This window comes from Streptomyces prasinopilosus, from assembly GCF_001419695.1.
Classification (GTDB): Bacteria; Actinomycetota; Actinomycetes; order Streptomycetales; family Streptomycetaceae; genus Streptomyces; species Streptomyces prasinopilosus.
The window spans coordinates 1-17,884 of record NZ_LIRG01000047.1; the positions used below are offsets into that span (position 1 = coordinate 1).

At 72.1% G+C, this 17,884-nt stretch carries 18 protein-coding genes, 5 tRNA genes and 1 pseudogene; 6 read left to right on the top strand and 18 right to left on the bottom strand.

Annotation, left to right across the window (positions count from 1 at the left end; genetic code table 11):
* Positions 1-141 precede the first annotated feature (141 nt).
* Positions 142-1,717, bottom strand: a pseudogene (locus AOK18_RS03050) (DAK2 domain-containing protein); the annotation flags it as partial.
* 266 nt (positions 1,718-1,983) lie between these two features.
* Between AOK18_RS03050 and rpmB the strand changes: the two are divergent.
* The gene (gene rpmB, locus AOK18_RS30280; RefSeq protein ID WP_004924906.1) at positions 1,984-2,169 is read left to right on the top strand and encodes a 50S ribosomal protein L28; all 186 of its coding nucleotides are present in this window, start codon (positions 1,984-1,986) and stop codon (positions 2,167-2,169) included.
* 162 nt (positions 2,170-2,331) lie between these two features.
* On the opposite strand, the gene thiD is transcribed toward rpmB, so the two are convergent.
* Positions 2,332-3,204 (bottom strand): bifunctional hydroxymethylpyrimidine kinase/phosphomethylpyrimidine kinase, encoded by an 873-nt coding sequence (gene thiD, locus AOK18_RS03055; protein WP_055693263.1) that lies wholly within the window; start codon positions 3,202-3,204, stop codon positions 2,332-2,334.
* 23 nt (positions 3,205-3,227) lie between these two features.
* Positions 3,228-4,193, bottom strand: a complete 966-nt coding sequence (locus tag AOK18_RS03060; protein ID WP_055572421.1) for a thiamine-phosphate kinase — start codon at positions 4,191-4,193, stop codon at positions 3,228-3,230.
* 218 nt (positions 4,194-4,411) lie between these two features.
* On the opposite strand from AOK18_RS03060, the gene AOK18_RS03065 reads away from it, so the two are divergent.
* Positions 4,412-4,645 (top strand): Lrp/AsnC family transcriptional regulator, encoded by a 234-nt coding sequence (locus AOK18_RS03065; protein ID WP_055572420.1) that lies wholly within the window; start codon positions 4,412-4,414, stop codon positions 4,643-4,645.
* A 20-nt stretch (positions 4,646-4,665) separates the two neighbouring features.
* Positions 4,666-5,169, top strand: coding sequence for a DUF3515 domain-containing protein (locus tag AOK18_RS03070; protein WP_055572419.1), 504 nt, complete (start codon positions 4,666-4,668; stop codon positions 5,167-5,169).
* A gap of 205 nt (positions 5,170-5,374) precedes the next feature.
* On the opposite strand, the gene AOK18_RS03075 is transcribed toward AOK18_RS03070, so the two are convergent.
* The 3 genes from AOK18_RS03075 to AOK18_RS03085 form a co-directional block, all read right to left on the bottom strand.
* On the bottom strand, positions 5,375-6,532 hold the full coding sequence (locus AOK18_RS03075) for a D-alanine--D-alanine ligase family protein (protein ID WP_055693255.1): 1,158 nt from the start codon (positions 6,530-6,532) through the stop codon (positions 5,375-5,377).
* 94 nt (positions 6,533-6,626) lie between these two features.
* A complete protein-coding gene (locus AOK18_RS03080) occupies positions 6,627-7,637 on the bottom strand; it encodes an NAD(P)H-dependent glycerol-3-phosphate dehydrogenase (protein ID WP_055572417.1) in 1,011 nt (336 codons plus the stop codon).
* Positions 7,634-8,530 (bottom strand): lysophospholipid acyltransferase family protein, encoded by an 897-nt coding sequence (locus AOK18_RS03085; protein WP_055693256.1) that lies wholly within the window; start codon positions 8,528-8,530, stop codon positions 7,634-7,636. Before AOK18_RS03085 ends, AOK18_RS03080 begins: the two co-directional genes overlap by 4 nt.
* Before the next feature lie 158 nt (positions 8,531-8,688).
* On the opposite strand from AOK18_RS03085, the gene cofC reads away from it, so the two are divergent.
* Positions 8,689-9,327 carry a 2-phospho-L-lactate guanylyltransferase gene (cofC, locus tag AOK18_RS03090; protein ID WP_055693257.1) on the top strand — a complete coding sequence of 213 codons (639 nt, stop codon included), beginning with the start codon at positions 8,689-8,691 and terminating at the stop codon, positions 9,325-9,327.
* A 9-nt stretch (positions 9,328-9,336) separates the two neighbouring features.
* Entirely contained in the window at positions 9,337-9,540 is a 204-nt protein-coding gene (locus AOK18_RS03095; RefSeq protein WP_055572423.1) for a hypothetical protein, read from the top strand.
* A gap of 127 nt (positions 9,541-9,667) precedes the next feature.
* On the opposite strand, the gene AOK18_RS03100 is transcribed toward AOK18_RS03095, so the two are convergent.
* The 4 genes from AOK18_RS03100 to leuC all read right to left on the bottom strand — a co-directional run bounded on the left by AOK18_RS03100 (position 9,668) and on the right by leuC (position 12,969).
* Positions 9,668-10,300, bottom strand: coding sequence for an HU family DNA-binding protein (locus AOK18_RS03100; protein ID WP_055572414.1), 633 nt, complete (start codon positions 10,298-10,300; stop codon positions 9,668-9,670).
* Positions 10,301-10,436: 136 nt separating this feature from the next.
* The gene (locus AOK18_RS03105) at positions 10,437-10,667 is read right to left on the bottom strand and encodes an SCO5555 family protein (RefSeq protein ID WP_055572413.1); all 231 of its coding nucleotides are present in this window, start codon (positions 10,665-10,667) and stop codon (positions 10,437-10,439) included.
* Positions 10,668-10,932: 265 nt separating this feature from the next.
* The gene (leuD, locus tag AOK18_RS03110; protein ID WP_055693258.1) at positions 10,933-11,535 is read right to left on the bottom strand and encodes a 3-isopropylmalate dehydratase small subunit; all 603 of its coding nucleotides are present in this window, start codon (positions 11,533-11,535) and stop codon (positions 10,933-10,935) included.
* Between the two features lie 6 nt (positions 11,536-11,541).
* Positions 11,542-12,969, bottom strand: a complete 1,428-nt coding sequence (gene leuC / locus AOK18_RS03115) for a 3-isopropylmalate dehydratase large subunit (RefSeq protein ID WP_055693259.1) — start codon at positions 12,967-12,969, stop codon at positions 11,542-11,544.
* A 204-nt stretch (positions 12,970-13,173) separates the two neighbouring features.
* Here leuC and ndgR point away from each other — a divergent pair, with 204 nt between their 5' ends.
* Positions 13,174-13,887 (top strand): IclR family transcriptional regulator NdgR, encoded by a 714-nt coding sequence (ndgR, locus tag AOK18_RS03120; RefSeq protein WP_055572410.1) that lies wholly within the window; start codon positions 13,174-13,176, stop codon positions 13,885-13,887.
* A 149-nt stretch (positions 13,888-14,036) separates the two neighbouring features.
* Here ndgR and AOK18_RS03125 read toward each other — a convergent pair.
* The 8 genes from AOK18_RS03125 to AOK18_RS03160 form a co-directional block, all read right to left on the bottom strand.
* A tRNA-Glu gene (locus AOK18_RS03125) sits at positions 14,037-14,109 on the bottom strand.
* 28 nt (positions 14,110-14,137) lie between these two features.
* Positions 14,138-14,209, bottom strand: a tRNA-Gln gene (locus tag AOK18_RS03130).
* 20 nt (positions 14,210-14,229) lie between these two features.
* Positions 14,230-14,302, bottom strand: a tRNA-Glu gene (locus tag AOK18_RS03135).
* An 85-nt stretch (positions 14,303-14,387) separates the two neighbouring features.
* A tRNA-Glu gene (locus AOK18_RS03140) sits at positions 14,388-14,460 on the bottom strand.
* 40 nt (positions 14,461-14,500) lie between these two features.
* Positions 14,501-14,572, bottom strand: a tRNA-Gln gene (locus tag AOK18_RS03145).
* A gap of 91 nt (positions 14,573-14,663) precedes the next feature.
* Positions 14,664-15,395 carry an HAD family hydrolase gene (locus AOK18_RS03150; protein ID WP_055693260.1) on the bottom strand — a complete coding sequence of 244 codons (732 nt, stop codon included), beginning with the start codon at positions 15,393-15,395 and terminating at the stop codon, positions 14,664-14,666.
* A gap of 115 nt (positions 15,396-15,510) precedes the next feature.
* Positions 15,511-17,004, bottom strand: a complete 1,494-nt coding sequence (gltX, locus tag AOK18_RS03155) for a glutamate--tRNA ligase (RefSeq protein ID WP_079104826.1) — start codon at positions 17,002-17,004, stop codon at positions 15,511-15,513.
* Positions 16,997-17,782 carry a fumarylacetoacetate hydrolase family protein gene (locus AOK18_RS03160; protein WP_055693262.1) on the bottom strand — a complete coding sequence of 262 codons (786 nt, stop codon included), beginning with the start codon at positions 17,780-17,782 and terminating at the stop codon, positions 16,997-16,999. Before AOK18_RS03160 ends, gltX begins: the two co-directional genes overlap by 8 nt.
* Between the last annotated feature and the right edge of the window lie 102 nt (positions 17,783-17,884).

Here is a 17,884-nt window from a genome sequence, read left to right on the forward strand (position 1 = left end):
GATCCGGGTCCCCCGGGGCGGTGCCGTCCCCCTCACTCCACCCCGATGAGGAGCAGGGCGCCCTGTCTGCCGCCCTGGTAGAGGACGGTGTCGACGGCCAGGTAGCCCTCGCGGACGTGGGTCTCCAGGTGGGCGGCGANNCATGCTCGCCGCCGGCGGCGAGCATGCGGTCCAGGACGGCGGTGGCGGTGGCGGTGACGTCGTCACCGATCACGGCCACGTCGCCGTCGATGAGGCCGAGGACGTCACCGGCCTGGCAGATGCCCGCCATGGTCCAGGACTGCCGTTCGGCGACGGCGATCTCGGCGTACCGGGTCGCGCCCGCCGCCGAGGTCATCGCCACCACGTCCTCGTCGAAACGGCGCTCCGGCTCGTGCACCGCGAGCGCCGCGATGCCCTGGACCGCGGAACGGGTCGGGATGAGGGCCACCCTGAGCCCTTCGGCGCGGGCTTGTTCGGCCGCCGCCGCCGCGGTGTGGCGCAGCTCGGCGTCGTTGGGCAGCAGTACCACCTCGTGCGCGTGGGCCCGCCGTACGGCCTCGACCAGTTCGCCGCTCGCGGGCGGCTCGCCGGGGCGGGCCAGCACCGTGGTCGCGCCGGCCCCGGTGTACAGGACGGCCAGTCCCTCGCCGGGCACCACGGCCACCACGGCGCGCGCGGCGCGTTCCACGGGGGGCCGGCCGGCCCCGGGGCCGTGGGCGTCACCGGCACCGAAGTGCGCGATCCGGATGCGGTGCGGGCGCCCCGCCTCGACCCCCGCCTCCACGGCGGCTCCGGCGTCGTCGACATGGACGTGGACGTTCCACAGTCCGTCCCCGCCGACCACGACGAGCGAGTCCCCGAGGCCGTCGAGCCGCCGCCGCAACCGCTCCACGGCCGCGTCCTCGGCCTCCAGGAGGTAGATCACCTCGTAGGCGGGCCCGGCGTCCGCGGCCTCCGCCGCTCCCCCGCCGTCGGCGCATCCGGTGGGCTGCCCGTGCTCCGCGCGCGCGGGGGTGCCGGGGCGCGCCCGCGCGTGCGTCCCGGCGGTGGTCCGGTACGCGCCGGGCGCGGGCCCTTCCGGCTTCTCCCCCGTGAGCGTCTCCACCAGGGCCGCGAGCAGCGCCACCAGTCCCCGGCCGCCCGCGTCCACCACGCCCGCCCGCCGGAGCGCGGCCAGCTGGTCCGGCGTCGCGGCGAGGGCCGTGCGGGCGCCGTCGTAGGCCGCACGCGCCACCTGCCCGCAGTCGCCCCGCGCCTCACCGGCCGCGTCGGCGGCGGCCGAGGCGACGGTGAGGACGGTGCCCTCCACGGGGTGGGCCACGGCCCGGCGCGCGGAGTCGGCCGCGGTCCGCAGGGCGCGCCGCAGCCCCTGCCCGTCGGCGCGGGCCGCCCCGTCCCCGGCCAGCACCTGCGCCATCCCCCGCAGCAGCTGCGCCAGGATCGTCCCGGAGTTGCCGCGGGCGCCGATCAGCGCCCCGTGGGCCATCGCCCGCGCCGCGTCGGCCAGCGCGGGACCCTCGGGGCCCTCCGCCGCGTAGCCCGTGAACACCGCCTCGACGGCCGTGGCCGCGGACTCGACCGTCAGATAGAGGTTCGTACCGGTGTCCCCGTCCGCCACGGGGTAGACGTTGATCGCGTCGATCTCCTCGCGCGCACGCCCCAGGGCGTCGAGCGCGAGTCCGCACCAGGTGCGCACCGCGAGAGCATCGAAGAATGTCTGCGGCACTTGCGCCACCTGCGCCTCCCTGGGCTGCCGACCGTGTCACGCAGCGTAGACCTCGGGGGGCCGGACACCGGAAGCGGGCCGGGCGGGCCGCTGAGCTGCCATGCCGGTTTCGTTCTACCGGTTCGGCCGTTGTATGCTGCTCCGGTTGCCCGATCCGAATCGGGCCTCTCCCTGGCAGAGCCACTCAGATTCCCAAGGACTCCCCGAGTTCCGGCGTTCTGATCCCGGCATGCCGGGATCAACCGTAAGTGCATCTGAAGTCTTTGGAGTGACCCGTGGCTGCCAACTGCGACGTCTGTGGCAAGGGGCCGGGCTTCGGCAACAACATCTCGCACTCGCACCGCCGTACGCCCCGTCGCTGGAACCCGAACATCCAGCGTGTGCGTACCGTGGTGGGCGGGACGCCGAAGCGCGTGAACGCTTGCACCTCGTGCATCAAGGCCGGCAAGGTCTCGCGCTGACGCTCTCGGAGCGCGCGGCCACAGCTGGTTCACCGCACTGAGCCGGTCCACCTCGGGTGGGCCGGCTTTTTGCCGTGTCCGTGCGCGGCACGGCCGGCGCGGGCCCCGGTGCCCACGCCGGCGTCCTCGGTCCGGAGGACCCGAGGGCCCCGGGGCCCCGCCTCAGTCCTCGCCGGACGCGGGCCCGGTTGCCGCCTGCGCCCCGCTCCCCCGCCCGAGCGCCCAGCCGTGGTCCACCGGCCCGATACCGGCGCCCAGGGAGAACCCGGCCGCGATCGCGCCCGTGACGTACTCCTTGGCGGCCGTCACCGCCCGGGGCACCGGATCCCCCTTCGCCAGCCGCGCGGCGATCGCCGAGGCGAGGGTGCAGCCCGTGCCGTGGGTGTGCCGGTTGCCGTACCGCGGAGCGCGCAGCCAGTGCTCCTGCGAACCGTCGGTGAGCAGGTCGACGGCCTCTCCCGCGTCCCCGGCGAGATGGCCGCCCTTGATCACGACCCACCGCGGTCCGAACGCCAGCACCGCTTCCGCGGCCCGGCGGAAGTCCCGTTCCGACCGTGCCCGCACCCCGGTGAGCTGGGTCACCTCGTCCAGGTTCGGCGTGGCCACGGTCGCGACCGGCAGCAGCTTCGTCCGTACGGAGTCGAGCGCGGAGGCCGCCAGCAGGGCGTCCCCGTGCTTGGAGACCCCCACCGGGTCGACGACCACCGGCGCCCGGCTGTCGGCGAGCAGGTCGGCCACCGCCTCGACGAGTTCGGCGGAGGCGAGCATGCCGGTCTTGACCGCCTGGACCCCGATGTCGTCGACGACGCTGCGGTACTGGGCCCGTACCGCCTCCACCGGCAGCGGCCAGGCGCCCTGCACGCCGAGGGAGTTCTGCGCGGTGACCGCGGTGATCACGCTCATGCCGTGGGTGCCCAGCGCGAGCATCGTCTTCAGGTCGGCCTGGATCCCCGCGCCCCCGCCGGAGTCCGAGCCGGCGACCGTCAGCACCCTCGGCGGTACGGCCGCGGCGCCTGCGGTGTCCCGCGCGGTCACGCCGTTCCCGGCGTCCCGGCCGCTCACGACTCGATGTCCGCGAAGTGGTCCCAGCCGCCCTGGGCGGTCCAGGGCGCCCCGTCGACCGTCACCCGGGGCAGCGCGGAGGGGTTGAGCACCTCGCCTATCACCTTCCAGCGGGCGGGCAGCTTCACGTCCGGCGGGAAGGTGGCCACGATCGCGTGGTCCTCTCCCCCGGTCAGCACCCACTGCATGGGGTCGACGCCGACCGCCTGCCCGATGTCGTTCATCTGGGAGGGGATGTCGATCGCCCCGGAGCGGATGTCGATGCGCACCTTGCTGGCCTCGGCGATGTGCCCGAGGTCGGCGATCAGTCCGTCGCTCACGTCGCACATCGAGGTCGCTCCCAGCCCGGCCGCGGCGGGGCCCGCGTGGTACGGCGGTTCGGGCCGGCGGTGCGCCTCGACGAAGGCGCGCGGCGAGCGGAAGCCGCGCGAGAGCACCGCGAACCCGGCCGCGGACCAGCCGAGCCAGCCGGTCACCGCGACGAGGTCGCCGGGCTGGGCGCCGCCGCGGGTCACCGGCTCCTGGTTGCGCAGGTCGCCGAGCGCGGTGATCGACACCATGATGGTGTCGCCGCGCACGACGTCTCCGCCGACCACCGCGGCACCCGCCACCTGGCACTCGTCGCGCAGCCCGTCCATCAGCTCGGAGGGCCAGGTCACCGGCAGTTCGCCCGGGACGACCAGCGCGAGCAGCAGCGCGGTCGGCACGGCGCCCATGGCGGCGATGTCCGCGAGGTTCTGCGCGGCGGCCTTGCGGCCGACGTCGTAGGCGGTGGACCAGTCCCGGCGGAAGTGCCTGCCCTCGAGCAGGACGTCGGTACTGGCCACGACCCTGCGGTCGGGTGCGGCGACCACGGCGGCGTCGTCGCCGGGGCCGATCCGGACCGCCGGGGTGGTGGTGAGGCGGGAGGTGAGCTCCCTGATGAGCCCGAACTCCCCGAGCTCACCAACCGTGCCCTTCATGTCCCCAGCTCCCCTTCTGTCCCGGGCCGTTCCCGGTTGCGTTCCCGGTCGCGGGCCGTTCCTGCCCTCGCTACGGTCGAGGTGACCGTCGCCTTGTGTCCAGTCCGTGCCCCGGCGCGCGGGACCGGGTTCCCGCGGGTCTCCCCGCGGGAACCGGTGACGCGATACCGTGGCGTTCCTTTTCCCCACATGATCCTCGTGGCCGCTGTGGAGGTTCCGTGGTACAGGCGTACATCCTGATCCAGACGGAGGTCGGCAAGGCGTCGACCGTCGCCGATCTGATCGGCGAGATCCCTGGAGTCGTCCAGGCCGAGGACGTGACCGGACCCTACGACGTCATCGTGCGCGCCCAGGCCGACACCGTCGACGACCTGGGGCGCATGGTGGTCGCGAAGGTCCAGCAGGTGGACGGCATCACCCGCACCCTGACCTGCCCGGTCGTCCATCTGTAGCCCCCGTCTACCCTGGGGCGGTGAGTTCCTTGCGTCACCGCCGCGCCGTCCTGCCCGCCCTCGCCCTGCTGCTCGTCACCACCGCGGGTTGCTCCTCGGCGGACGACGGCGCGTCGGCGGCGGTTCCCAGCCCGGACGCGAAGGTCGCCCAACTGTGCCGGACCCTGGACGAGGTCCTGCCGGCGGAGGTAGACGGCGAGAATCGCGACGATCCCGAACCCGCGTCCGCACTGACCGCGGGCTGGGGCGGCGAGGCGATCATACTGCGGTGCGGTGTCGGGCAGCCGCCGAAGATGGCGGATCCCAAGGTGGCGGGCGGCAACGACCCGAAGGCGATCGCGGGCGGGGTCGACGGCGTCGACTGGCTGATGGAGGAACAGGACGACGGGACGCACCGCTTCACGACCGCGAACCGTGAGGCCTACGTCGAGGTGCGGGTGAGCGACGGGCGGGACAGCACGGGCGTACTGGTCGATCTCGCCCCGGCCGTCAGGGAGGCGGTCCCCGAGGGGATCGCCTCCTAGGGCGTTCGAAAGGAGCGCCGTCCGCCCGAAGGGCGGGCCCCGCGGCGTCCGGTGCGGTGCGTCGCACGGCGGAGGGTCGCCCGCGTACTGGGCGTACGCGGGCGATCCCGACAACGCGGCGAGGCGCCGTGCCGGGCGTCGCGGGGCAGGAGGGACTTTCGGAACACGCCCCGGGGCCTCCCGTCCCGACCGGGCCGGCGGTGCCTCAGCGCAGGCCGGTGCGCCGTCGCAGCGCGGCCCGCACCAGCCGGTCCACCAGCTCGGGGTACTCGACGCCGGTGGCCTGCCACATCTTCGGGTACATGGAGATGGGCGTGAAGCCGGGCATCGTGTTGATCTCGTTGATGACGAACTCGCCGTCCTCGGTGAGGAAGAAGTCCGCGCGCACCAGCCCTTCGCAGCCCGCCGCCTCGAACGCCTCCACCGCCAGCCGGCGCACCTCGGCCGTCTCCTCGCCGGTCAGCGGTGCGGGCACCAGGCCGGGCGTGGAGTCGATGTACTTGGCGTCGAAGTCGTAGTAGGCGTGCGCGTCGGGCGGCGGGATCTCGGCGGGCACCGAGGCGCGCGGGCCGTCCTCGAACTCCAGCACCCCGCACTCGATCTCCCGCCCGCGCAGGGCGGCCTCGACGAGGATCTTCGGGTCGTGCCGCTGGGCCTCGGCGATCGCGTCGTCCAGACCGGAGAGGTCGTCGACCTTGGTGATCCCGATCGAGGAGCCCGCCCGCGCGGGCTTCACGAACAGCGGCCAGCCGTGCTCACCGGCGAAGTCGACGATCTTCTTGCGGGCGGCGGACTCGTCGTTCTCCCACTCGCGGGGCCGGATCACCACGTACGGGCCGACCTTGAGCCCGAAGGAGGTGAACACCCTCTTCATGTACTCCTTGTCCTGCCCGACGGCGGAGGCGAGTACCCCGGAGCCCACGTAGGGGACACCGGAGAGTTCCAGGAGTCCCTGCAGGGTGCCGTCCTCGCCGTAGGGGCCGTGCAGCACGGGGAAGACGACGTCGACCTCGCCGAGCGCCTTCGGCACCGAGCCGGGCTCGCTGTAGACGACTTCGCGGTTCGCGGGCTCGAGGGGGAGCACCACCGTGCCCTCGGTCGCGTCGGCGAGCTGGTCCACGCTGGGCTGGAGCCGGTCGACGATCGCCATGCGGTCGGGTTCGTCGGCGGTGAGCGCCCAGCGGCCGTCCCGGGTGATGCCGATCGGCAGGACGTCGTACTTCGTCCGGTCGATGGCCTTGAGGACGGCGCCGGCGGTGACGACGGAGATGCCGTGCTCGGAGCTGCGCCCGCCGAACACGACGGCCACGCGCGGTTTGCGAGGCGACTGCCCGGGGCTCTGGGGGAGGTTCTGGGTGCTCATATCGCGATGAGAGTACCTGGTGGCCACCCCCCTGACACAGCGCCCGCGGTGCGGCAAACGGAGGGCTCCCGCGGAGGTGTGCGGCCGTCGTCGCTCAGTGTCGTTCCGGCTTCGCGCTGCGCGACATCAGTTCCTTGAGGGCGACCACCGGAGGCTTGCCCTCGTGCACGATGCCGACGACCGTCTCGGTGATCGGCATGTCGACGCCGTGCCGGCGGGCCAGATCCAGCACCGACTCGCAGGACTTGACGCCCTCGGCGGTCTGCCTGGTGACCGCGACGGTCTCCTCCAGCGTCATGCCTTTGCCGAGGTTGGTGCCGAAGGTGTGGTTGCGCGACAGCGGTGAGGAGCAGGTCGCCACCAGGTCGCCCAGGCCCGCGAGTCCGGCGAAGGTCAGCGGGTCCGCGCCGAGCGCGGCACCGAGCCGGGTGGTCTCGGCGAGTCCGCGGGTGATGAGCGAGCCCTTGGCGTTGTCGCCGAGCCCCATGCCGTCCGCGATGCCGACGGCCAGCCCGATCACGTTCTTCACGGCGCCGCCCAGTTCGCAGCCGGCCACGTCGGTGTTGGTGTACGGGCGGAAGTACGGCGTGTGGCAGGCGGCCTGGAGCCGCTGGGCGACGGTCTCGTCGGCGCAGGCGACCACGGCGGCGGCCGGCATCCGGGCGGCGATCTCCCGGGCGAGATTGGGGCCGGTGACCACGGCGATCCGGTCGGCGCCGACCCCGGCGACGTCCCCGATCACCTCGCTCATGCGCATGGCGGAGCCGAGTTCGACCCCCTTCATCAGCGACACCAGGACGGTGTCCGGGGCGAGCAGCGGCTTCCACTCGGCTAGGTTGCCGCGCAGCGTCTGGGAGGGGATCGCGAGGACGGTGAAGTCGGCGTCCCGCGCGGCCTCGGCGGCGTCCGCGGTGGCCCGCAGGTTCGCCGGGAGTTCGACTCCGGGCAGGTAGTCGGGGTTGGTGCGGGTGGAGTTGACCGCTTCGACGAGTCCGGGGCGCCGCGCCCACAGCACCACGTCGCATCCGGCGTCGGCGAGCACCATGCCGAAGGCCGTACCCCACGATCCGGTGCCGAAGACGGCCGCCTTGACCGGCTTGCTCACGTGTTCAGCCCCTCTTCCCTCGCGGTGACCCGTTCGCCGGTCCTCCGCTGTTCGTTCTGCCGTTCCTGGTGCCGCGGACCGCCCTGCGCCCCGTCCGCCGGCGAACCGTGCGCGGACGGCCGGCGCCCGGACGGGCCGTCGTACCCCCTGCGCCGGACCTGGGCCCTGGTCTTGCGGCGCTGCTCCACACGTTCGCGCTGCGGGTCGTAGGGCACCTCGGGGGCCTTCTCGCCGCGGATCTCCTCCAGGTGGCGGGTGATCGCGGCCATGATGGCCTCGGTCGCCTCCTTGAGGAGTTCCGGGGTCATCTCCCGGCCGTAGAAGCGGTCCAGGTCGACCGGCGGTCCGGCCAGCACACGGTGCGTCTTGCGCGGGAAGAGGCGGGGCCTGCCGGCGTACGGCGGCAGCACCTCGTTGGCGCCCCACTGCGCGACCGGCACCACGGGGCACCTGGTCTGCAGGGCGACCCGCGCGGCGCCGGTCTTGCCGGTCATGGGCCAGCCGTCCGGGTCGCGGGTGAGCGTGCCCTCGGGATAGAAGGCGACGCATTCACCGCGCTCCACGGCGTCGATCGCGGCCCGGAAGGCGCTGAGCGCGTCCGTGCTTTCGCGATAGACGGGGATCTGCCCGGTGCCGCGCATCATGGCGCCGACGAATCCCTTGTTGAAAAGACCGCTCTTCGCCAGGAATCGCGGAACACGGCCGGTGTTGTACTGAAAGTGCGCGTAGGCGAAGGGGTCTATGTGCGAATTGTGGTTCACCGCGGTGATAAATCCGCCTTCGGCCGGAATGTTCTCCATTCCACGCCAGTCCCGCTTGAGCAGAAGCACCAGCGGTGGTTTGCAGATCACCGCGGCGAAGCGGTACGCGAAGCCGATTCTGCGGCGCGGCACAGGGACACCTTCCTTTGAATCCTGGGCCCGAGGGCCAGGCGGGCCGCACAAGTGTCGCCCCGGCCCGCCGGTCTGTCGAGAACACCGTACGCCCCGCTCCCCCGGCGCCCGGGTGCCGCGGGGGACAATGGCGGCGACAAGAGAGGGACGTAACACGCGTGCAGTGGACCTTGGTGGTACCCCTGAAACCACTGGCCGAGGCCAAGAGCAGGCTCTCCGACACGGCGGACGACGCCTTGCGTCCGGGGCTCGCCCTCGCCTTCGCGCAGGACACGGTGGCGGCCGCCCTGGCGTGCCGCGCGGTGCGGAACGTGGCGGTCGTCACGGACGACGCCCTGGCCGGCCGCGAGCTGGCCGCGCTGGGCGCGGGCATCGTCGCCGACGAGCCGGGCGGCGGCCTGAACGCGGCACTCGCCCACGCGGCCGCCACCGTGCGGGCCGCGTGGCACGCGGGTCCCGTGGCGGCCCTCAACGCCGATCTCCCGGCGCTGCGCACGGCCGAACTGGCCCGTGTGCTGGAGCGGGCGGCCGCGTTCCCGCGCGCGTTCCTGCCCGATGCGGCGGGCGTCGGCACCACGCTGCTCACGGCGGCGGCGACGGAGGAGCTGCGGCCGTCCTTCGGTCCTGGCTCCCGGGCCCGGCACCGCGCGCGGGGAGCCGTCGAACTGCGTCTCGACGCGGTGGACTCGGTACGCCAGGACGTGGACACGGGGGACGATCTCCGGGCGGCGCTGGCGCTGGGGGTGGGACCCCGCACGGCGGCGGCCGCCGCGCGGCTGCTGATCGCGGAGCAGTAGGCTGCGGCCATGCAGGCGACCGCGTACACCTACGACCCGGAGAGCCGCAGCGGCCAGGTGCTGCTGGACGACGGCACTCCGGTGCCCTTCGACGCGCCGGCGTTCGACGCGGGGGGCCTGAGGCTGCTGCGCCCCGGGCAGCGCGTGCGCATCGAGACCCGGGGCGAGGGCGAGGCCCGGCGGATCACCCTGGTGACGCTCCAGACGTTCTGACCGGCGCGTTTTGACCGGTGCGTGCGGTCCGGCACGTGCCGGCCCGCGCGTTCCGACCGGCCGGCACACCGCGGGCCGGACTCCGTGACGGAGTCCGGCCCGGCGCGTGAGTACCGCTTCGCTGCCGCTACTTCTTGCGGGCGCTGGTCTTCTTGGCGGTGGTCTTGCGTGCGGTCGACTTCTTGGCGGGCGCCTTCGTGGCCGTCGCCTTCTTCGCCGGGGCCTTCTTGGCGGCCGTCTTCTTGGCGGCGGTGGTGGTGGTCTTGGCGGCCGGCGCGGCCGTCTTGCCGGTGGCCTTCTTCGCGGTCGTCTTCTTGGCGGTGGTCTTCTTGGCGGCGGCCGTCTTTCCCGCGGCCTGCTTGGCCGTGGTCTTCTTGGCGGTGGCCTTCTTGGCGGCGGCCTTCTTCACCGTCGCGGAAGCCCCGCCGGACAGACTGCCCTTGGGCGCCTTCTTGACGGCGACCTCGCCGCCGCGCGGCAGCTTCTTCGAGCCGCTCACCAGGTCCTTGAAGCCCTGCCCGGCACGGAATCGCGGCACCGACGTCTTCTTGACCCGGACCCGCTCGCCGGTCTGGGGGTTGCGGGCGTACCGGGCGGGGCGGTCGACCTTCTCGAACGAACCGAAGCCGGTGACCGAGACCCGGTCACCCGCGACCACAGCGCGGACGATGGCGTCCAGGACCGCGTCGACGGCATCGGCGGCCTGCTGGCGACCGCCCATCTTGTCGGCAATCGCTTCTACGAGCTGCGCCTTGTTCACGTCTTCCCCTTCGGAGACATCGCCCGAACGAATCCGTTCAAGCGTTTTCGCACGTTAGGCAGATATATACCGCAAATCAAACACGAAACGGGCTTATCACCCTTGTGCCGCAACGAACTCGGCAGCCTCGAACCGTTCAGCGTTCCTCTTCGGGAAATCGGCCCTCATCGAGGTCCGCGATGAACCGCTCCAGCCGCTTTGCCGCGCCGGCGAGATCGTGCTTGGCCGCGGCCGTAATGACCAGCAGCTTCCGGGTCAGCGCCATCCGTACGCCCTCCGGGACTTGCAGTGCGCGCACTCCTGCATGCGCTTCTTTGAGCCGGACCGCGACTTCCGTGTAGAGCTCGAGTTGGCCGTCGCGTTCCATGCACAGATTGTGCCATCTGGGGCGAGTTGTCGCCTGCGCAGGGGGCAACTGCAGCCTCGGACGGCGCTCCGGGCACATTCCGAGGTCAGGCGCACGTGACACGTGTACCCCGGCAACCACCTTCATAACGTGGGAAGTTGCAGGGCCTCAAGAGGACGCGCGGGTCCGAACGGGTGCAGACACGGCCGTACCCCCGATCGGACCGATCGGGGGTACGGGAGGGGGTGGGGGTGGCCGAAAGTCGACCCGTCGCCTGGACTTCGGCTCAGGCGTTCTGCTCCGTGAGCGTCCGCGGCTTGAACGACGGCCGCTTCGCCTCGTACGCGGCGATGTCCGCCTCGTTCTGCAGGGTGATGGAGATGTCGTCGAGCCCGTTCAGCAACCGCCAGCGGGAGTTCTCGTCGAGCTCGAAGGCGGCGGTGAGACCCTCGGCGCGCACCTCGCGGGCCTCGAGGTCGACGGTGATCTCGGCCTGCGGGTCGCGCTCGGTGAGCTCCCACAGCGCGTCCACGGTCTTCTGCTCGAGGACGACGGTGAGCAGGCCGTTCTTCAGCGAGTTGCCGCGGAAGATGTCGGCGAAGCGGGGGGAGATCACGGCCTTGAAGCCGTAGTTCTGCAGCGCCCAGACGGCGTGCTCGCGGGAGGAGCCGGTGCCGAAGTCGGGGCCGGCGACCAGGACCGTGGCGCCCTCGCGCTCGGGGCGGTTCAGCACGAACTCCGGGTCCTTGCGCCAGGCCTCGAACAGCCCGTCCTCGAACCCGTCCCGGGTCACCTTCTTGAGCCAGTGGGCGGGGATGATCTGGTCGGTGTCGACGTTGCTGCGGCGCAGCGGGACGGCCCGGCCGGTGTGGGTGGTGAATGCTTCCATGACTGATCAGACTCCAGCGGGCGTGGGGGCGTCGGCGGCGAGGTCGGCCGGGGAGGCCAGGTGACCGAGGACCGCGGTGGCGGCGGCGACCTGCGGGGACACCAGGTGGGTGCGGCCGCCCTTGCCCTGCCGGCCCTCGAAGTTCCGGTTGGAGGTGGAGGCGGAGCGCTCGCCGGGGGCGAGCTGGTCGGGGTTCATGCCCAGGCACATGGAACAGCCCGCGTGCCGCCATTCGGCGCCGGCCTCCTTGAAGACCACGTCCAGGCCCTCGGAGACGGCCTGCAGTCCCACCCGCGCGGAGCCCGGGACGACCAGCATCCGTACCCCGTCGGCGACTTTGCGGCCCTTGACGATGTCCGCGGCGGCGCGCAGGTCCTCGATCCGCCCGTTGGTGCAGGAGCCTACGAAGACGGTGTCCACACCGATGGAGCGCAGCGGCTGGCCGGCCTCCAACCCCATGTACTCCAGGGCCTTTTCGGCAGCGAGGCGCTCCGAGGCGTCTTCGTACGAGGCGGGGTCGGGGACGGCCGCCGACAGCGGCGCGCCCTGGCCCGGGTTGGTGCCCCAGGTGACGAACGGGGACAGCCGGGAGGCGTCGATGACGACCTCGGCGTCGAACTCGGCGTCGTCGTCGGTGCGCAGCGTCTTCCAGTAGGCGACGGCCGCGTCCCAGTCCTCGCCCTGCGGGGCGTGCGGACGGCCCTCGAGGTAGGCGAAGGTGGTCTCGTCGGGGGCGATCATGCCCGCGCGGGCGCCGGCCTCGATCGACATGTTGCAGATGGTCATGCGGGCCTCCATCGAGAGCTTCTCGATGGCCTCGCCACGGTACTCCAGGATGTAGCCCTGGCCGCCGCCGGTGCCGATGCGCGCGATGACCGCCAGGATCAGGTCCTTGGCCGTGACGCCCTCGGGCAGTTCGCCCTCGACGGTGATGGCCATGGTCTTCGGGCGGGCCAGCGGCAGCGTCTGGGTGGCGAGGACGTGCTCGACCTGGGAGGTGCCGATGCCGAAGGCCAGGCCGCCGAACGCGCCGTGCGTGGAGGTGTGCGAGTCTCCGCAGACCACGGTCATGCCGGGCTGGGTCAGGCCCAGCTGGGGCCCGACGACGTGCACGACGCCCTGCTCGACGTCGCCCAGCGAGTGCAGCCGGACGCCGAACTCGGCGCAGTTCGCGCGCAGCGTCTCCAGCTGGACCCGGGAGACCGGGTCGGCGATGGGCTTGTCGATGTCGAGGGTCGGGGTGTTGTGGTCCTCGGTCGCGATGGTGAGGTCGAGGCGCCGCACGGTGCGGCCGCCCTTGCGGAGGCCGTCGAAGGCCTGGGGGCTGGTCACCTCGTGCAGCAGGTGCAGATCGATGAAGAGGAGGTCGGGCTCGCCCTCGGCGCGCCGGACGACGTGGTCGTCCCAGACCTTCTCCGCGAGTGTCCTACCCATCGCTTTCCCTCCGGCCGGCAAAGGTGCGCCGGCCCAACTAGAGACCCTTGAGGAGACGGCGTCCCCGTCCCTTGACTCACGGGCCGTCGCCGCCGGACCCGGTGATGCACGGGCCGTCGTGTTGATGACTGTGTACGTCAAGAGTGGCGCGTCCCGCGGAAAATTGAACTTGCGTTTCACAGAGTGAGACGTGAGTATCGTTGCATGGACAACAGTAGCGGCGTCGGCGTTCTGGACAAGGCGGCCCTCGTCCTGAGCGCTCTGGAGTCCGGTCCGGCCACCCTCGCGGGGTTGGTCGGCGCCACCGGACTGGCACGACCCACGGCCCACCGTCTGGCCGTGGCCCTGGAGCACCACCGGCTGGTGGCGCGCGACATGCAGGGCCGGTTCATCCTGGGCCCGCGCATGGCCGAGCTGGCCGCGGCGGCCGGCGAGGACCGGCTGCTCGCCACGGCGGGACCGGTGCTCACGCACCTGCGCGACGTGACCGGCGAGAGCGCCCAGCTCTACCGCCGCCAGGGCGACATGCGGATCTGCGTGGCCGCGGCGGAGCGGCTGTCGGGTCTGCGGGACACCGTCCCGGTCGGTTCCACGCTCACGATGAAGGCCGGCTCCTCCGCGCAGATCCTGATGGCCTGGGAGGAGCCGGAGCGGCTGCACCGCGGCCTGCAGGGCGCCCGTTTCACGGCGACGGCCCTGTCGGGTGTGCGGCGCCGCGGCTGGGCACAGTCGATCGGCGAGCGCGAACCCGGCGTCGCCTCGGTCTCCGCGCCGGTGCGCGGCCCGTCGAACCGGGTGGTGGCCGCCGTCTCGGTCTCGGGGCCCATCGAGCGCCTGACCCGGCACCCGGGCCGGATGCACGCCCAGGCCGTCATCGACTCCGCGACCCGCCTCTCCGAGGCGCTGCGCCGTTCCTGACCCCCGTCGCCCTCGTCGTCCGACCGTCCGTCCCGGGGGTCCGGGCCCGCCCCAGCGCCGCGGCGGGCCCTCCCCCGGTCCCGTGGGACCGCGGTGGGCGCGCGTCCACGACGAAAGCCCCCCACCGAAGTGGAGGGCTTCCTTCTCTGTACCCCCGACCGGATTCGAACCGGCGCTACCGCCTTGAGAGGGCGGCGTGCTAGGCCGCTACACAACGGGGGCCTGGACACTGCGTTTCCGCAGGTCCGAGCTGGTCTACCTGGACTCGAACCAAGACTAACTGAACCAGAATCAGTCGTGCTGCCAATTACACCATAGACCAATGATGGTTTAGACCAGTCGTACCCCCGACCGGATTCGAACCGGCGCTACCGCCTTGAGAGGGCGGCGTGCTAGGCCGCTACACAACGGGGGCCCTAGCGATCCTCACCCGGCCGGAGCCGGGTGGTGTCACCGTGAGGACGTGGGAGCTACCCGGGTGCCCTCGCGGGATGGATCTGTACCCCCGACCGGATTCGAACCGGCGCTACTGCCTTGAGAGGGCAGCGTGCTAGGCCGCTACACAACGGGGGCTCGCGGATGGGATCCGCGCTTTGCAGATGAGCTCTGCGAGCTGGCCTACCTGGACTCGAACCAAGACTAACTGAACCAGAATCAGTCGTGCTGCCAATTACACCATAGGCCACTGGAACGCAAGCCCCGGAGGGTTCTTGTTCTAGCTGTGCGCTTGAGGGCTTCGGCCTTCCGGCCCGGGCCCCCGCGGCGCAGGAAGAACATTACCCGATGCCGGACCCGGCTCCAAAACGGGTATCCCCGCCGAGGAGCGCGGGGAGTTCGTCGAGGGAGACGATCCGGCGCGGCCCGACGGGCGGCTCGGCCGTCGCGTACACGCCACCGCGGTCGATCCACACCGACAGCAGCCCGGCCTCCGCGGCGCCCCGGCCGTCGATCTCCGGGTGGTCGCCCACGTAGGCGACCTGGTCGGGCGGCAGCGCCAGGGCCTCGCAGGCCGCCAGGAAGGCGGCGGGCTCGGGCTTGGACACGCCCAGCTCGGCGGCGCACAGGATGGCCTCGAAGCGGTCGTGGACGCCGAGGGCGCGCAGCTTGCGGTCCTGGACGTGGAGGCTGGAGTTGGACAGCACCGCGTGCCGGTGGCTGGCGGCGAGCGCGTCGAGGACCGGCAGGACGTCGGGGAACAGGGACCAGGCGGCCTCGTAGTGCGCCAGGTAGCGCCCGAACCAGTCGTCGGCCTCGGCGTCGGTCAGCTCACGCTCCAGGAAGACCCGGATGCGGTCGCGGCGCTGGGTCTCGAAGTCGACCTCGCCCGCGGCGAACCGGGCCCACTGCGCGTCGGTCACCTCCCGCCAGTGGGCCAGCGCCTCCTCCACGGAGGCGTACCGGGCGAGCAGTTCCTCGGCGAGGAGGTACGCCCGCATCCCTTCGCGGTCGGCGGTGGTGTAGTCGAAGAGGGTGTCGTCCACGTCCCAGACGACTGCTCGGATCGCCATGGGGCCGACGCTACCGGCAACGGGCGAGGGGCGGCACCCGGTACTCCGGGTGCCGCCCCTCGTCGTGGCGCGGTGCGGGCGCGGTGCGAGCGCTGCGTGCGGCCGCTCCGCGGGACTACGCGGCGAGCCTCGCCAGGGCCGCGTCGATGCGGGACAGGGTCGTCTCCTTGCCCAGGACCTCGAGGGACTCGAAGAGGGGCAGGCCGACGGTGCGGCCGGTGACGGCGACGCGGACCGGGGCCTGCGCCTTGCCGAGCTTGAGGCCATGGGCCTCGCCGGCGGCCAGGACGGCCTCCTTCAGGGACTCGGCCGACGTCCAGTCGGCGGTGTCCAGCTTCTCGCGGGCGGTGCGCAGCAGGGCGTCGGAGCCCTCCTTCATCGCCTTGCTCCAGGAGGCCTCGTCGAAGACCGGCTCCGGCAGGAACAGGAAGTCGACGTTGTCCGTGATCTCGGAGAGGACCTTCAGGCGGGTCTGCGCGTGCGGGGCGATGGCCTGCCACTTGGCCTCGTCGAAGGCCTCCGGGGTCCAGGGGGCGGCGGGGGCCTGCAGCCACGGCCGGCAGCGCTCGGTGAAGTCCTTCACGTCGAGCATGCGGATGTGGTCGGCGTTGATCGCCTCGCACTTCTTGAGGTCGAAGCGGGCCGGGTTCGGCTGCACGTCCGCGACGTCGAAGGCCGCGACCATCTCCTCGATCGTGAAGACGTCCCGGTCGGCGGAGAGCGACCAGCCGAGCAGGGAGAGGTAGTTGAGCAGGCCCTCGGGGAGGAAGCCGCGCTCGCGGTAGAGGTTGAGCGAGGCCTGCGGGTCGCGCTTGGAGAGCTTCTTGTTGCCCTCGCCCATGACGTAGGGCAGGTGGCCGAAGACGGGGGTCTCCTTGGCGACGCCCAGCTCGGTCAGCGCCTTGTACAGGGCGATCTGGCGGGGGGTGGAGGAGAGCAGGTCCTCGCCGCGCAGGACGTGGGTGATCTCCATCAGGGCGTCGTCGACCGGGTTGACCAGGGTGTACAGCGGGGCGCCGTTGGCGCGGACGATGCCGTAGTCCGGGACGTTCTCCGGGAGGTAGGTGATCTCGCCGCGGACCAGGTCGGTGAAGGTGATCGGCTCGTCGGGCATCCGGAAGCGGACGATCGGCTCGCGGCCCTGGGCCCTGTACTCCTCGACCTGGGCGTCGGTCAGCGCGCGGCAGTGGCCGTCGTACCCGGAGGGCTTCCCGGCGGCGCGGGCGGCCTCGCGGCGGCTGTCCAGCTCCTCCTGGGAGCAGTAGCAGCGGTAGGCGTGGCCGGCGTCCAGGAGCTTGCCGGCGACGTCCTCGTAGATGTCCATGCGCTGCGACTGGCGGTACGGCGCGTGCGGGCCGCCGACCTCGGGGCCCTCGTCCCAGTCGAAGCCGAGCCAGCGCATCGAGTCGAGCAGCTGGGCGTAGGACTCCTCGGAGTCGCGGGCCGCGTCGGTGTCCTCGATGCGGAATACGAATTGAGCACCGCTGCCCTGGTGGTGCTTGGCGAACGCCCAGTTGAACAGGGCCGTGCGGACCAGGCCCACGTGGGGGTTGCCGGTGGGCGACGGGCAGAAACGGACGCGTACGGGGGAGCCTGATGCGCTAGCCACGCTTGACAACCTTGTTGGTGAGAGTGCCGATGCCTTCGATGGTGACGGCGACCTCGTCGCCGACGGTGAGGGGGCCGACGCCGGCCGGGGTGCCCGTGAGGATCACGTCGCCGGGCAGCAGCGTCATCGCCTCGGAGATGTTGACGATCAGGTCCTCGATGGAGTGGACCATCTCGCTGGTGCGGGCGAGCTGGCGCTGTTCGCCGTTGACCGTGAGCTGGAGGGTGAGGTCCGAGGCGGCGGCGAGGTCCAGGCCCGTCTCCACCCAGGGGCCGAGGGGGCAGGAGGTGTCGAAGCCCTTGGCGCGCGCCCACTGCCTCTCGCGGCGCTGGACGTCGCGGGCGGTGACGTCGTTGGCGCAGGTGTAGCCGAAGATCACGTCCTTGACGCGCTCGCGCGGGACCTCGCGGCAGAGCCGGCCGATCACCACGGCCAGTTCGGCCTCGTGGTGCACCTCCTGGGAGAAGGAGGGGTACTGGATCTCGTCGCCGGGGCCGATCACCGAGGTGGCGGGTTTGAAGAAGGCGAACGGGGCGTCGGGCACCTCGTTGCCCATCTCCTTCGCGTGCTCCGCGTAGTTGCGGCCGAAGGCGACCACCTTGTTGGGGAGCACCGGGGGCAGCATCCTGACCTTGCTCACCGGGACCTTGGTGCCGGAGAGTTCGAAGTCCGTGAACGGGATGCCCTTGATGATGTCCAGGACGAGTTCGTCCTGCTGGTCACCCTCGACCGCGCCGAAGGCGACGTTCCCGTCGATGGAGAATCTGGCGATGCGCACGGGATGCTTGGCCCCTTGACTGAGCTGGCTGGAGTCTGATGCTCCAGGCTAACGCGGCGGGGGGCGCGCGCCTCGCGTACCGGCCGGGCGCGGGTTGTCTGT